The sequence below is a fragment of the Mesorhizobium sp. WSM4884 genome, from assembly GCF_029625675.1.
GTDB lineage: Bacteria > Pseudomonadota > Alphaproteobacteria > Rhizobiales > Rhizobiaceae > Mesorhizobium.
The window spans coordinates 312,233-326,134 of record NZ_JARTVO010000006.1 but is presented as its reverse complement, the minus strand read 5'-3'; the positions used below and the strand labels follow the sequence as shown (position 1 = coordinate 326,134).

Below are 13,902 nucleotides of genomic sequence, written 5' to 3'. Positions count from 1 at the left end.
TTAGGCTGACAAGCGAAACAACAGTGACTATTTCGTGACCATGACCGATCATTCCGGACTTAGCGAGCAGAGCCTGACCGGCGCCACGGAGGCGCGTGGGCTGGAGGCGCTGATCTCGCGAGCGGCGCAGGCCGGCAAGGGACCAGCCCCCGTGGAACGCTGGAATCCGGATTTCTGCGGCGATCTCGACATGGAGATCAAGGCTGACGGAACCTGGTTCTATCTCGGCACGCCGATCGGGCGCATGCCGCTGGTGCAGCTGTTTTCCAGCGTCTTGCGCAAGGACGCCGACGGCAAGACCTATCTGGTGACACCGGTGGAGCGGGTGGGGATCCGCGTCGCCGACGCGCCCTTCGTCGCCGTCGAGATGAGCGTGTCGGGGAGAGGCGACGAGCAGGTCATCACCTTCCGCACCAATGTCGGCGACGTCGTCACCGCCGGGCCCGGCCATCCGCTTCGCTTCGTCGACGAGGACGCGACCGGTGGGCTCAAACCCTATGTGCTGGTGCGCGGGAGGCTGGAGGCCTTGGTGGCGCGACCGGTGATGTATGAGCTGGTCGAACATGGCGAAAAGATCGAAATCGACGGCAAGGCGATGTTCGCCGTCCGCTCCGGCGGCGAGGTTTATCCGATCATGCCGGCCGAAAAACTCGAGCGGCTCAGCGCGTGATGGACCAGGTGTCGCCGGTGCCGTTCTCTATCACGGATTTTCGCGCCCGTGCCGCGGCGCAGGCAAAGGTGCTACCCGGCGATGAGTTCGGCGATCACCGCTTCAATCCCGGCCACCCCAGATTGAAGCACATAAAGCCGCTGCGCGACGCCGCGGTGCTGATCCCAGTCATCGATCACGCCGATGACGCGACCGTGCTGCTTACCAAGCGCGCCGAGAGACTGCGCAGCCATTCCGGCCAGGTGGCTTTTCCCGGCGGCACCATCGATCCGACCGATCCCGGCCCCGAGGCCACCGCGCTGCGCGAGACATTCGAGGAGATCGGCCTCGACCGCGGCCACATCGAAATCATCGGCCGGATGCCCGACTATATCTCGGGCAGCGGCTATCGCATCGTGCCGGTGCTTTCCGTGGTGCGGCCGGGCTTTTCGCTGACGCTCAATGCCGACGAGGTCGACGCCGCCTTCGAGGTGCCGCTGCGCTTCCTGATGGACCCCGTCAACCACGCGCGCGATAGCCGCATGTGGAACGACCTCGAATGGTTCTTCTACGAGATGCCCTATGACGGACAGCGCATCTGGGGCGTCACCGCCGGAATCATTCGCACGCTCTATGAAAGGCTCTATGCGTGAGCGCCGAGGTGTCTCTTACAGGCCGCGCCGACTGGCTCGGCGAAAAGCATCTGCAGAAGCTGCTCGCCGCGCTGAAGGAGGGCGGTGAGGAGGCGCGCGTGGCCGGCGGGGCGGTGCGCAATGCGCTGATCGGCCAGCCGGTCGCCGATATCGACGTCGCCGCGACGACCCTGCCAGAGGAAACGATCCGCCGCGCCGAGGCCGCCGGCTTCAAGACGGTGCCGACGGGAATCGAGCACGGCACCGTCACGGCGATCGCCGGCGGCAAGGTCTATGAGGTCACGACGCTCAGGGCCGATATCGAGACCGACGGCCGGCGGGCGAAAGTGACCTTCGGGCGTGACTGGAAGCTTGACGCCGAACGGCGCGACTTCACCATCAACGCGCTCTATGCCGAGGCTGACGGGACGGTCGTCGATCTTGTCGGCGGCGTCGCCGACATCGAGGCGCGGCGGCTGCGCTTCATCGGCGAGGCGGAAGCGCGTATCCGCGAGGACTATCTGCGCATCCTGCGCTTCTTCCGCTTCTTTGCCTGGTATGGCGACGGCCGGCCCGATGCCGAGGGCTTGAAGGCCTGCGCCAGGCTGAAGGACGGGCTCGGCAGGCTTTCGGCCGAGCGCGTCTGGTCCGAATTGAAGAAGCTGCTTTCGGCACCCGATCCCTCGCGCGCCCTGCTGTGGATGCGCCAGGCCGGCGTTCTCACCGCCGTGCTGCCGGAGAGCGAGAAGTGGGGCATCGACGCCATCCACGGGCTGGTCAGGACCGAAAAGGATCTCGGCTGGGCAGCCGATCCGCTGCTCAGACTGGAGGCAATGGTTCCACCGGATGCAGCGCGCATGAAGATACTTGCCGAAAGGCTGAGATTTTCGACCGGCGAGGGCGAACGGCTCAAGCAATGGGCGCTGACGGCTTCGCCGGAACACAAGACCACCGAGACGGAACTTTCGAAAAAGCTCTATTTCGGTGATCGCCAAGGCTTCCTCGATCGGCTGCGGCTCGCTCTCGCCGCCGCGCGGACGCGTGCCGTCGAGGACAATCAGGCCATGGTGGAAGCCGGCGGCTTCTCGCGCCTGCTCGGCTTCGCCCTGAAATGGGAAAAGCCGACCTTTCCGATCAAGGGCACCGACCTGACCGAACTCGGCGCGTCGCCCGGCCCGAAGCTGGGCGCCACGCTGAAAGAACTCGAGAAGGAATGGGCGGATTCCGGGTTCATCCTGGATCGCGGCGCGCTGCTCGAACGCGCCGCGAAGGCTCTCGAGGGTTAAATCGATTGGCCGGTCGATCGGTGCCGGTCAATGGATCGCCACAGGGGCCAGGGCGCGCGACAGGCTTGCCTCGCCCTTGCCGTAGACGGCTGGGTTGTAATTGACCAGCGTGTCGGTGCGGGCCGTGTTGAGCAGGTCGTTGGTGATCTGAACCGGTGTCGCGCTGGTGAATTTGCTGCCGATGATCGCGGCGTATCCCGAGATGATGGGCGCAGCGAAGGACGTGCCGTAAAGGCCGGTCTTGTTTCCTTCGACGCCGACCACGAGGAAGTGGCTCTGCACGGCGGTGTTGGAGCCGGCATAGTTCGAATACCAGGCAAGCTGAGCCTTGTTGGCTGTCGTGCCGTTTGTCGACAGCGCGCCCACGAAGATCGCCGTTGGTTTGCCGATCAGGGCTAGGTCGAGATAATCCTGCTGGCCGCCGGTAACCCCGCCTACGGCGACCGAGTCATTGCCGGCAGCCTTCGAAACTATGGCCGATCCTTTGGTGGCGTAGGATATGATCGACGCCTCTTCAGGAGCCCAGCCGATCTGGTTCACGCTGTAGCCGGCGCTGGCATACATGCCATAACTGAGGTTGAGCACGTTGCGGCCGGCCGCCAGCGGCACGGCCGAGCCCGTCGAGAAGTCCTTGGAGCGAATGGTCGCCGCGGGAGCGATCATGCTGGCTTCCTCGCGCGTCCATTCGCCATGCCGCAGGGTCTGCACGCCGATGCCGAAATTGCCGGAGAAGCGCGATGAGCTGCTGAAGTCGTCGACGACGGTGATGGTGACGCCCTGGCCCTTGTAGCCGGCCGCCCATGCGGCGCCGACGTCGGGGCTCATCCAGCTCTGTACTGCCTGAGTCGTTGCCTTCACGACCGGGATCTTTGCGCTTACGCATATGGACCCGCCGCCGTGGCACAGCGCGGCCGTCTCTTCCGCGTCGGGAGCTTCCTGCGCTGACGCCATCGATGCCGGCAGAAGGAGGAGAGCCGCGGCAATGCCGAATTTCCAGAAATTACCAGACATGGTCTTACTCCCGGTCAGACAGAAAACGAGGATGGCAGGAACGAGAACGGACGGTCGCCAAGTTCGGGAGCAGGAAGATTTCTCATGCACGGCATCCCGGCGATCAGAAAGTAACACGGTAGTTGAGCCACAGGCGCAGCCTTTCGGGTGTAGCGTTAACCAGATATTTCAGCGTTTCCTCAGGCGCCGTCTCGCCGGCCGCGAGCCGGCAGTTGACGCTGTAGGTGCCCAGGTCCCCGTAGTCGGCCACGCAAGGCTTTTCGGTCAGCTTGCCGCCGAAGGTCGAGGTAACAGAAAGGGACAGCGTGCTGTTCAGGCTCGGATGGGTCTGGGTGAGAAAACCGAGTTTGAGGCTCGGCGCTATGCGGTATTTCTCCGCTTGTTCGCCGGTCCCAAAGCCCCACAGAATGCCGCTGTTTTCGGTAAGCTGCGTGAGAAAATCGACATGCATGTCGACCCAATTGGCATGGTACCACCGATTGAACGAGACCCAGCTTCCGTCCTGCAGCTCGTAGCCGCCATTGCCGAGCCCTCTCGCGCGCTCGCTGAGCGGCGAGCCCTGGTGGATATCGACGAGCGACGTGGTCATTGTCATTTCCTGAGCGGCCGCCGGTGCTGCGCCGAGGAACGCACACAGCAGGAGCGCCGCTGCGCGGGAACCGCTTCGATTGTCGGATCTTTCGCGCATGCGCGAGGCACCTCGTCCCACCAGATCCGGCCAGCGCCTGGTGGCGACGGCTCCTCGGACAGCCGCTTGTGACCGGATCATGCGCGCAACGATCGCATGCATACCGTTACCGCGAGGTTATCTAAGCCGATACGAATATAATTTTTGCCTGAATTCGGCGAAGCCGACCATTGTCGGCGGCCGGGACGCAAATAGAGCGAGATGCGCCCGAATGCTGCATCCCGCTCGCTGTCCTATTGGTGGTCGTGCGAAATCCGCGAGCGGATGCCTCAGGCCGCGTCGCGGACCTTCTGGATGCGGGAGCGGATCGCCTCGATCATGGTCTCGCGGATGATGGTTTCGCCGTGGGTTTCGCGCATGTGCTCGACGGCACGGCGCATGACCTCCGCTTCCTCCTCGGCGCGCGTGTGCCAGTCACAGCCTGGAACGAGTGTCCCGCATTGGAATTCCTTCATGGGTTTTCCTTTCCTCGCTGCGGAGCGGTTCGGCTCTGACCACTCCAGTTATTGTTTTTTCGCAATCCCGCATGGAAACCGCTGGGCACTTTCCCTGAAATTGCTCGAGTGGATAACCATAACACATGTCGCCGACTTCGGTTGCATCAAGAGCCGTGCCGTCCGGAGCGGCCGGACGAAGCGCCGAAACCCAAAAAGGCGGAGCAGTGCTGCTCCGCCCCGTTGCAGCCCGATCTTGCTTAAACCGCGTCGCGTCCGGCCAGCGCCTCGCTCACCGGATTGTTACGGCCACTTTACCTCCGGCGGCAGGCTGGAGAGGATCGAGGCGACATTGCCGCCGGTCTTCAGGCCGAAGATGGTGCCGCGATCGTGAAGCAAATTGAATTCGACGTAGCGGCCGCGCCGGATGAGCTGTTCGTCGCGGTCGCCATCGGTCCAGTTCTGGTTGAAATTGCCCCGCACCAAGTGGGAATAGACGACGAGGAAAGAACGCCCGACGTCCTGGACGAAATTGAAGTCGGCGTTCCAGCCGCCCTGATCCTCGCCCGAATGCAGCCAGTCGAAAAAGATGCCGCCGATGCCGCGCGCCTCGTTGCGGTGCGGCAGGAAGAAGTACTCGTCGCACCACGCCTTGAATTTCGGATAGTCGGCCACGGCGGCGTTCTTCTCGCAGGCGAACTGCATGGCGCGGTGGAAGGCGAGCGTATCGGGATCGTCCTGGGTGCGGCGACGGTCGAGCACCGGCGTCAGGTCAGCGCCGCCGCCGAACCAATGGCGCGTGGTCACGACCATGCGCGTGTTCATGTGCACGGCCGGTACGTTGGGGTTCCAGGGGTGGGCGATCAGCGAAATGCCGCTCGCCCAGAAGCGCGGATCCTCCTCGGCGCCGGGGATCTGCTTGCGGAATTCGGGAGAGAATTCGCCGTAGACGGTCGATGTGTGCACGCCGACCTTCTCGAAGACGCGGCCGCGCATCATCGACATGGTGCCGCCACCGCCCTTGCCCTCATCACGCTCCCAGGCAGTCTTCTCGAAATGCCCGGGCGACCAGGATGATTGCGGTCCAGTGAGTTCCTGCTCGATCTGCTCGAATGTGGCGCAGATGCGCTCGCGCAGCGCCTCGAACCAGAGGCGGGCCTTCATCTTCTTCTGTTCGATGTCGTCAGGCAGGCCCACCGCGATGTCGGGTCGTTCCAATTCCGTCTCCAGTCCGGGCTTGCTTGCCCGACAAATGACTCGTTTTTTCAGCGCGCGATCCCTAATCTCTTAAGGGCAAGGGTCAAGTCCCGTCTGACCAAGGTGCAAAGGAGTTCCTTCGTGCGCACCCCGGCAAGACCGCCGCTGGATGGCTTGAGGAAGAGGCTGGAGCGCTCGCGGGCCGAGCGCGAAGGAAAGCCTCGCGACGGATTCCTGCGCGAAACCTTCGTGCTGCCCCGTCCGGCAGCGCGGCTCAAGGCGAAGGAATGGTTCGAGCGTTTCCCCAAGCAGGCTTACTGGACAGAGATCGAAAGCTGGTTCGAACGCCCGGGCGACGTCATAGAATTCACCATGCGGCGGCTGCCGGCAGCGGATTGATTCGTGTCACAACGAAAACAGATCGCGCAGCTTTGGTGAATCCAGAATCAGGTTCTCGCCGAGTAGCTTGCCGAATTTTTCCAAGCCCATTTCCCGTGCCTTTTCAAAGCTCAGGATGTATAAAGTGTCGGCATGCCATCGGAGCCGATCCGATAGATAACGACGAGCTGCGTTTCGTCTTCCGCTTGAACTAGATGCCCGAACATTGAACTCTCCTTGCTCCTGGCGTCACAGTTGCATTGCTACCGTTCAGGGTACAATCAGCCGCCTCGCCCCTGAACCTTCCCGCGCCAGCCGGTCCTCCTTGTTTCGGAGCGGGCACTTGTCGATCGACATGCAGCCGCAGCCGATACAGTCCGTCAGCCCGTCGCGCAGCTTCTTCAACTGGCTGATCTTGTGGTCGAGCCCGTCTCGCCAAGCCGTTGAAAGCAGATTCCAATCCTCGCGCGTCGGCGTGCGGCCTTCGGGCAGGGACTGGAACGCCGCTGCGATCTCGGCGAGCGAAATGCCGACCTCCTGGGCGACACGGATGATCGCCACCCGCCGCAGCACGTCCCGGCCGTAGCGGCGCTGGTTGCCCGCCGTGCGATGGCTGCGGATCAGCCCACGCGCCTCGTAGAAATGCAGCGCCGACACCGCCACGCCGCTGCGCATGGCCACCTGGCCGACCGTCAATTCCCGTACCGGAGCCATCTCGCACTTTTCCGCTTGACCTCAAGTTAGGTTGAGCTTGTAGCGAAGAAACGTTGATAGGGCAAATGCAGGAGAAGGCGATGTGCGCCTGGGTGAGAATGGTGGCAGAAGGGGAGGCGACCCGCGCCGGCGAGCAAGGGCTAACGATGATATTGGCCGAGCTGACGGAACGCTTCGCCTGCGACCATCGCGACGGACAGCGCGACATTGATGCTGCGCGCGCCCGCCCGCATCGGGATGGTCAGTCGCGCATCCGCCGCCTGGTGAACCTCTTCCGGTACGCCGGCGGATTCGCGGCCGAACAGCAGGATGTCTCCGGTGGCAAAAGCAAACTCCGTATAGCCGGCGGTGGCCTTGGTGGTGAGCAGCACCAAGCGGCGCGCATTCGTGCGACGCCAATCCTCGAAGGCGTGCCAATCGGCATGGCGGGCAAGCGCCGCCATTTCGAGGTAATCCATGCCGGCCCGTTTCAGCGCCCGGTCGGACAGCGGAAAGCCGGCCGGTTCGATGATGTCGACGCCGAGATCAAGGCAAGCGGCGAAGCGCAGGATCGTCCCGGTGTTGCCGGCGATATCCGGCTGGTAGAGCGCGATGCGGAGACGATTGTTCATTTCCGCATCCTTCTAATAAGTGGCAGATCGGCCACAGGCAGCTCCAGCTTTTGGCGATTCCTGGACTGGCGGGTGGCCATTTTCTGCGAAGTCGAGTATAAGCCGCCCATCGTCAACCCGAACCGAAGGAGGGGGACCACATGATGACCATGCACTTCCAGCTCCTTTCCGGGCAGCTCCTCTCCGGGGCTCACCCATGCCCAACGGCGGTTTCGGTACGACGATTCTTCTGACACTTTAAGACCTCATCGCACCGATTCCCGCCGAACCAGTTTTCGGCTTTCGAGGGAATCTTGCGATGTTTTTCAAACTGCCAAAGGGGCGCGGAGCCCCGCCTCAACGTGCCCGGACCGACGTTTCCAGTCGTGTCCTGACCGAGGCATTTCGTGCTTCCGGCCGAATGCCGGAGGTCGAGTTCGTGTCACCGTTTTTAACGCATTTGCACATGGAGGACGGACCGATGTTCGATCCCTATAAGATACCCGGTTCAAGAAACCTGCACGAGCGCAAGATGGCGACCTGGGCGCTGCTGATCGGCGAGACCTACTCGTCGGCTGTGCACGCCGAGATGCGCCGGAGCCCGCATCGCGGCATGCTGCCGGACGTCGATTTCTCGCGCGCCGTGCCCGATTACAGCCGGCCTTCGCTGGTGCGCCGCATCGCGCGGATGTTCCGGCCGGCTAGGAAAACGCGGGCCGGCGACAGCTTTTCGTCGGGAAATTCTGGAGCGTCAGCATCTTCTGGCGACCCTGTCGGCGAAAAGCCCGCGACACCCTATATTGCGCGAGGCAGGGCCGGCGAGGCGGATGGTTCCGTATCGCCGGCCCGCGGTGCCGCGCGGCCGATGAACCTACCCCATCAATCACGCGCCGCGTGAGCGCATGGACAGTCGAGTGCCTGGAATGTTCCGCTGGTTTGAAAACAAGCTCGATCCGTTTCCCGCCGCGGAGCCGGTCGAGCCGCCGAATACGCTGGTTGCCTTTTGCGTGCACTACACGCGCGGCGTCTGGCCCTACATCGCCGTGGATGCAGTGCTGGTGGCGGCGATCGCCATCACCGAAGTGTGGATGTTCGGTTTCATGGGCCGCATCGTCGATTGGCTGTCGGCGCAGAACCGGGAAACCTTCCTGCAGACCGAGAGCTGGAAGCTGGCCGGCATGGCTTTCATCGTGCTGTTTGCGCTGCCCGGCACGGTCTGGGTGCGTTCGTTGTTCAATCAGCAGACGATGATGGGCAACTACCCGATGCGCATCCGCTGGCAGGTGCATCGCTACCTGCTGAAACAGTCGATGGCTTTCTACCAGGATGAGTTCGCCGGCCGCATCGCCACCAAGCTGATGCAGACCGCGCTCGCCGTGCGCGACTGCGTCATGAAGGTAATAGACGTCCTCAACTACGTCATCGTCTACTTCCTTGGCATGCTGTTCATCGTCGGCTCGGCGGACATGCGGCTGGCCGCACCCCTGGGTGTATGGCTGATCGGCTATATCGCGCTGCTGCGGTATTTTATTCCGCGGCTCGGCAAGGTCGGTGAGGAACAGGCCAATGCACGTTCGACCATGACCGGCCGCGTCGTCGACAGCTATGCCAATATCCAGACGGTGAAGCTGTTCTCCCACGCGCGCCGCGAGGCGGCCTTCGCTCGAGAAGGCATGGCGGGCTTCCTCGATACCGTCTACCGCTCGATGCGCCTGGTGACGGTGCTCTACGGCCTGCTCTACATCCTGAATTCGCTGCTTTTGTTCACCGTCACGGCGATCTCGCTGTGGCTGTGGCTCGCCGATGCGGTGACGATCGGCGCGGTCGCCGTGGTGATAGGCCTGGTGCTTAGGATGTGGGGCATGTCGCAGTGGATCATGTGGGAGATGTCGGGCCTGTTCGAGAATATCGGCACGGTGCAGGACGGCATCCAGTCGATCTCGCTGCCGCGACTGGTCGAGGACAGGCTGGGCGCCAAGGACATCGCCATCAGCCAGGGCGAGATCCGCTTCGAAGACATCCGCTTCCACTACGGCAAGCAGAAGGGCGTCATCGAGAACCTGTCGCTGACCGTGCAGCCCGGCGAGAAGGTCGGCATAGTCGGCCGCTCCGGCGCCGGCAAGTCGACGCTGGTCAACCTCTTGCTGCGCTTCTACGACCTGGAAGGCGGCCGGATCCTTATCGACGGCCAGGAGATCGCCGGGGTGAAGCAGGATTCGCTGCGCGCGCAGATCGGCATGGTGACGCAGGACACCTCGCTGCTGCACCGGTCGGTGCGGGAGAACATCCTCTACGGCCGACCCGACGCGACCGACGAAATGCTGCTCGAGGCGGCGCGGCGGGCGGAGGCGCTCGATTTTATCGAAGGGCTTTCGGACCACAACGGCCGCAAGGGTTTCGACGCCCATGTCGGCGACCGGGGCGTCAAACTGTCCGGCGGTCAGCGGCAGCGCATCGCCATTGCCCGCGTTATGCTGAAGGACGCGCCGATCCTCATCCTCGACGAGGCGACGTCGGCGCTCGATTCGGAAGCAGAGGCGGCGATCCAGGAGAACCTCTACAAGTTGATGCAGGGCAAGACCGTGATTGCCATAGCGCATCGGCTTTCGACCATCGCGGCGATGGACAGGCTCGTCGTCATGGACAAGGGCCGCGTCATCGAGGAAGGGTCCCACGAGGAACTCGTCGCCAAGGGCGGGCTTTACGCCCTGCTCTGGCAGCGCCAGTCGGGCGGCTTCCTGCTCGACGACGCGCCCGCCGAGGCCGCCAACGATGCAATTGCCCATGACTTTGGGGCCAAGGGTGAAGCCGCGGAATGATCAAAGTCGTCTATCGCTGGTTCGAAAGCTGGGTCTACCCGTTCCGCGAGCCCGCGAATCTTCGGCCACCTGCCAGCGTCCGCGGCTTTCTTTGGCACTATGTCGGACAGGCGAAGCTCGCCTTCTTCGCCATGCTGATCATCGGCGGCATCGCGCCGCTGGTCGAGGCCGGACTGTTCTACTTCGTCGGGCGGCTGGTCGATATCCTCGACCAGCTTCCCGGCGAACGCAGCTGGCACGCGCTTTGGGCCGCCGCCGGGCCAGAGCTTCTGTTCATGGGCGCGGTGGTGCTGATCATACGCACGCTGGTGGTCGGCCTTTCGGCGCTTGTGGACGAGCAGACAATCACGCCGGGCTTCTACAGCCTGGTGCGCTGGCAGGCGCACAGGCATGTCTCGCGCCAGTCCTACGCCTTCTTCCAGAACGATTTCGCCGGGCGCATCGCCACCAAGGTCTGGCAGGCGGGGCAGGCAACCGGCGACCTGATGGAGAGCTTCATCGAGGTCGTCTGGTTCATGATCGTCTACACGGTGACGACGCTGGCGCTAGTCGCCGGCCTCGACCTCAGGCTGGCGGTGCTGGTGGTGATATGGATCGCCGCCTTCGGCTGGCTGGCCAGGCTCTATTTGCCGGCGATCCGCAAGCATGCCGAGGCGACCGCCGAGGCCGGCTCGATGATCACAGGCCGAATCGTCGATTCCTATTCCAACGTGCAGACGCTGAAGCTGTTCGCCGCCGACGGCGACGACCGCTATATCCGCAGCGGCTTCGACATCTATCTCGACGCGCTGCGGCCGTTCACGCGCCGGCTGACCGGCGTGCGCATGGCGCTGACGACGCTTTCGGGCATCATGATCACGTCGATCGCGGTCTTTGCCGTCTATCTCTGGCTGGAAGGCTCGATCACCGTCGGCGCCGTCGCTTTCACGCTTTCTCTCGTCCTGCGGCTCAACATGCTGCTCGGTCGGGTGATGATGCAGCTCAACAGCATCCTCAGGAATCTCGGCGTGCTGGAGAATTCCAAGGCGCTGATATCGCAGCCGCTCGGCCTGACCGACGCCCCCGGCGCCAAGGAGCTGGTGGTTGCCGGAGGCCGCATCGATCTCAAGAACGTCGCCTTCCACTATGGCAAGGGGGCAGGGGTTCTGGACGGCATCGATCTCGTCGTGCGGCCGGGCGAAAAAGTCGGTCTGGTCGGTCCGTCGGGCGCCGGCAAGACGACCCTCGCCAATCTCATCCTGCGCCTCTACGACCTCGAGGGCGGCAAGATCCTGATCGACGGCCAGGACATCGCTAAGGTGACGCAGAATTCGCTGCGCGCCAATATCGGCGTGGTCAGCCAGGACACCGCACTCTTCCATCGTTCGCTGCGCGACAACATCAAGCTCGGCATGCCGGACGCGACCGACGCAGACGTGATCGCCGCGGCGCGCAAAGCCGAAGCGCATGACTTCATCATGGGCCTGCGCGACAATCGCCAGCGGGCCGGTTACGAGGCTTATGTCGGCGAGCGCGGCGTCAAGCTTTCCGGCGGCCAGCGCCAGCGCGTGGCGATCGCCCGCCTCTTCCTCAAGAATGCGCCGATCCTCATCCTCGACGAGGCGACTTCGGCGCTCGATTCCGATATCGAGGCGGCGATCCAGGAAAACCTGGCAAGGCTGATGGAGGACAAGACCGTGATCGCCATCGCCCACCGGCTCTCCACCATCGCCGCGCTCGACCGGCTGGTCGTGCTCGAAGGCGGCCGCATCGTCGAAGAGGGCACGCATGACGAGCTGGTGGCGCTCGACGGTCTTTATGCGCGGCTCTGGAAACGGCAGTCCGGCGGCTTCCTGTTCAATGAGGAAAGCGTGCTGGAAGAGACGCGGCCAGCGGAGTAGAACGCAGCCATGTCGGTCAGAATGCCCACCAATTTCGGACGAAGCGGCGCGCAGGACAACGCGCTCGACCTGCTCGACCACGAAATCCTCGCAGAAAAGGCGGCCGCCCTCGGCCGCGCCGGCCAGCGCGTCGAGGAGACGTTGGCAAAGCTGCGCGAGAACGGCGAGGGCATGGATCGCAACCGGCTGCTCAAAGAGGCAGCGGAAGCCGTCCATGGCTATTTCATCCAGCGCGAGCTCTGCGGGCTGCGCAAGCATGACGCCGTGATCCGCGAATACGACATCCCGAGGGCGGTGCTGGTCAGGCTCGGCGCGCGCTAGATCCGTCTGACGCTTTCTAACTATTTGCTTTTACGCAATTCCGGCGAAAAACCGCTGCACACTTTCCTGGAATGCTCTATTCCAGCCACTCGGTGATGAAGCTGCCGTTCTCGTGGATGTCGGTGGTCTCGAGCGGACCGGGGCCGAGATTGGTGAATTTGTGCGGCGTGTCGGGCGGCACGATGAGGATCTGGCCGGCCGAGGCCTCGATCTGCCGATCGCCGACCGTGAACAGGCCGGTGCCGGAGCGGATGATGAAGATCTCCGCATAGGGATGCTTGTGCAGGCGCGGGCCGCCGCCGATTCCCGGCACGTAGTTGAAGATCAGGCAGCTTCTGGAGCCGAAGGCGCCGCATTGCAGCTCGCCTTGCCAGCGGTCCGGGGCGTCCGCCCATTTGTCGCGGTCGATGACATGCGCCATGGCTGGAGAATAGACGGTGCCAGCGGCTAATGTCGAGGCTAAGCTGGGCTCGGTTTCGGCCGCGATTTTCCCCTGTTTTACCGCGCCCGGCGGTCCGCCGGCGAAGCGTCCGGCCGGGCCGCGCCGCACACCCGCGACAATCTGCCCTTGTGCCTCCACCCGTCTGGACAAAAACGGGCTTCACGCATAAACCGAACTCCAAATGCCGGAGGAATTCGCTAGCCTGTTCGCCATGCGCTGTCGGGCCGGCGCAATTGAGCGGGGACAAGGCTCGGCCGCCGGCACGGAAAGAGGCGAAAGGATCAGGCACCCGTGAGCGCAACCGAAATCCACGATCCCAACCGTCGCGATTTTCTCTATATCGCCACCGGCATGGCCGGCGTGGTCGGCGCTGGGGCCGTCGCCTGGCCGTTCATCGACCAGATGCGCCCGGACGCCTCGACGCTGGCGTTGGCCTCGGTCGAGGTCGACGTCTCCTCGCTGCAGCCCGGCAGTTCGCTGATCGTCAAGTGGCGCGGCAAGCCGGTCGTGGTGCGCAACCGCACCGAGAAGGAAATGAAGGACGGCGAGGCGGTCAGCCTCAACGACCTCAAGGACCCGATCGCGCGCAACGCCAACCTTCCCTCGGACGCGCCGGCGACCGACGCCAACCGCACCACGCCCGGCAAGGAAGCCTGGATGGTCATGGTGCAGGTCTGCACCCATCTCGGCTGCATCCCGCTCGGCCAGGAAGGCGATTTCGGCGGCTGGTTCTGCCCGTGCCACGGTTCGCAGTACGACACCGCCGGCCGCATCCGCAAAGGCCCGGCGCCCGAGAACATGGCGATCCCGGTCTATCAGTTCATTTCCGACACCAAGATCCGCATCGGCTGAGGCAGGGGA

16 protein-coding genes are annotated in these 13,902 nt (G+C 63.6%); 9 read left to right on the top strand and 7 right to left on the bottom strand.

Features of this window, described 5'->3' with window-relative positions; genetic code table 11:
* The first annotated feature begins 40 nt into the window (after positions 1 to 40).
* From P9236_RS12845 to P9236_RS12835, 3 genes are read left to right on the top strand one after another with little or no spacing between them, the layout of a single operon-like run.
* Positions 41 to 670, top strand: a complete 630-nt coding sequence (locus P9236_RS12845; protein ID WP_278075007.1) for a DUF1285 domain-containing protein — start codon at positions 41 to 43, stop codon at positions 668 to 670.
* Positions 670 to 1,302: a CoA pyrophosphatase gene (locus tag P9236_RS12840; RefSeq protein ID WP_278075006.1), complete on the top strand. Its 633-nt coding sequence runs from the start codon at positions 670 to 672 to the stop codon at positions 1,300 to 1,302. The genes P9236_RS12845 and P9236_RS12840 overlap by 1 nt, the downstream gene beginning before the upstream one ends.
* A complete protein-coding gene (locus P9236_RS12835; protein WP_278074984.1) occupies positions 1,299 to 2,567 on the top strand; it encodes a CCA tRNA nucleotidyltransferase in 1,269 nt (422 codons plus the stop codon). Before P9236_RS12840 ends, P9236_RS12835 begins: the two co-directional genes overlap by 4 nt.
* Positions 2,568 to 2,594: 27 nt before the next feature.
* Here the strand turns inward: P9236_RS12835 and P9236_RS12830 are convergent, their stop codons facing one another.
* From P9236_RS12830 to hemF, 4 genes are all read right to left on the bottom strand, one after another.
* Positions 2,595 to 3,578: a S8 family serine peptidase gene (locus tag P9236_RS12830; protein WP_278074983.1), complete on the bottom strand. Its 984-nt coding sequence runs from the start codon at positions 3,576 to 3,578 to the stop codon at positions 2,595 to 2,597.
* A gap of 103 nt (positions 3,579 to 3,681) precedes the next feature.
* Positions 3,682 to 4,167 (bottom strand): hypothetical protein, encoded by a 486-nt coding sequence (locus P9236_RS12825; RefSeq protein WP_278074982.1) that lies wholly within the window; start codon positions 4,165 to 4,167, stop codon positions 3,682 to 3,684.
* 368 nt (positions 4,168 to 4,535) lie between these two features.
* Positions 4,536 to 4,721 carry a DUF1059 domain-containing protein gene (locus P9236_RS12820; RefSeq protein ID WP_059188453.1) on the bottom strand — a complete coding sequence of 62 codons (186 nt, stop codon included), beginning with the start codon at positions 4,719 to 4,721 and terminating at the stop codon, positions 4,536 to 4,538.
* 282 nt (positions 4,722 to 5,003) lie between these two features.
* A complete protein-coding gene (gene hemF / locus P9236_RS12815) occupies positions 5,004 to 5,918 on the bottom strand; it encodes an oxygen-dependent coproporphyrinogen oxidase (RefSeq protein WP_278074981.1) in 915 nt (304 codons plus the stop codon).
* Between the two features lie 120 nt (positions 5,919 to 6,038).
* Here hemF and P9236_RS12810 point away from each other — a divergent pair, with 120 nt between their 5' ends.
* A complete protein-coding gene (locus P9236_RS12810) occupies positions 6,039 to 6,296 on the top strand; it encodes a hypothetical protein (protein ID WP_278074980.1) in 258 nt (85 codons plus the stop codon).
* A 249-nt stretch (positions 6,297 to 6,545) separates the two neighbouring features.
* Here P9236_RS12810 and soxR read toward each other — a convergent pair whose 3' ends face one another.
* Entirely contained in the window at positions 6,546 to 6,989 is a 444-nt protein-coding gene (gene soxR / locus P9236_RS12805) for a redox-sensitive transcriptional activator SoxR (protein ID WP_278074979.1), read from the bottom strand.
* 140 nt (positions 6,990 to 7,129) lie between these two features.
* The gene (locus P9236_RS12800; protein ID WP_278074978.1) at positions 7,130 to 7,600 is read right to left on the bottom strand and encodes a tRNA (cytidine(34)-2'-O)-methyltransferase; all 471 of its coding nucleotides are present in this window, start codon (positions 7,598 to 7,600) and stop codon (positions 7,130 to 7,132) included.
* Between the two features lie 460 nt (positions 7,601 to 8,060).
* On the opposite strand from P9236_RS12800, the gene P9236_RS12795 reads away from it, so the two are divergent.
* Genes P9236_RS12795 through P9236_RS12780 form a run of 4 tightly spaced genes read left to right on the top strand, consistent with a single transcriptional unit; the run spans position 8,061 to position 12,599 of the window.
* A complete protein-coding gene (locus P9236_RS12795; protein WP_278074977.1) occupies positions 8,061 to 8,477 on the top strand; it encodes a hypothetical protein in 417 nt (138 codons plus the stop codon).
* Between the two features lie 25 nt (positions 8,478 to 8,502).
* Positions 8,503 to 10,398: an ABC transporter ATP-binding protein gene (locus tag P9236_RS12790; protein WP_278074976.1), complete on the top strand. Its 1,896-nt coding sequence runs from the start codon at positions 8,503 to 8,505 to the stop codon at positions 10,396 to 10,398.
* Complete coding sequence (locus P9236_RS12785) at positions 10,395 to 12,278, top strand: ABC transporter ATP-binding protein (protein WP_278074975.1); 1,884 nt, start codon at positions 10,395 to 10,397, stop codon at positions 12,276 to 12,278. The genes P9236_RS12790 and P9236_RS12785 overlap by 4 nt, the downstream gene beginning before the upstream one ends.
* A gap of 9 nt (positions 12,279 to 12,287) precedes the next feature.
* Positions 12,288 to 12,599, top strand: a complete 312-nt coding sequence (locus P9236_RS12780; RefSeq protein ID WP_278074974.1) for a DUF6665 family protein — start codon at positions 12,288 to 12,290, stop codon at positions 12,597 to 12,599.
* A 76-nt stretch (positions 12,600 to 12,675) separates the two neighbouring features.
* Here P9236_RS12780 and P9236_RS12775 read toward each other — a convergent pair whose 3' ends face one another.
* Positions 12,676 to 13,020 carry a cupin domain-containing protein gene (locus P9236_RS12775; RefSeq protein ID WP_278075005.1) on the bottom strand — a complete coding sequence of 115 codons (345 nt, stop codon included), beginning with the start codon at positions 13,018 to 13,020 and terminating at the stop codon, positions 12,676 to 12,678.
* A 312-nt stretch (positions 13,021 to 13,332) separates the two neighbouring features.
* Here P9236_RS12775 and petA point away from each other — a divergent pair, with 312 nt between their 5' ends.
* Complete coding sequence (petA, locus tag P9236_RS12770; protein ID WP_278074973.1) at positions 13,333 to 13,893, top strand: ubiquinol-cytochrome c reductase iron-sulfur subunit; 561 nt, start codon at positions 13,333 to 13,335, stop codon at positions 13,891 to 13,893.
* Positions 13,894 to 13,902 lie beyond the last annotated feature (9 nt).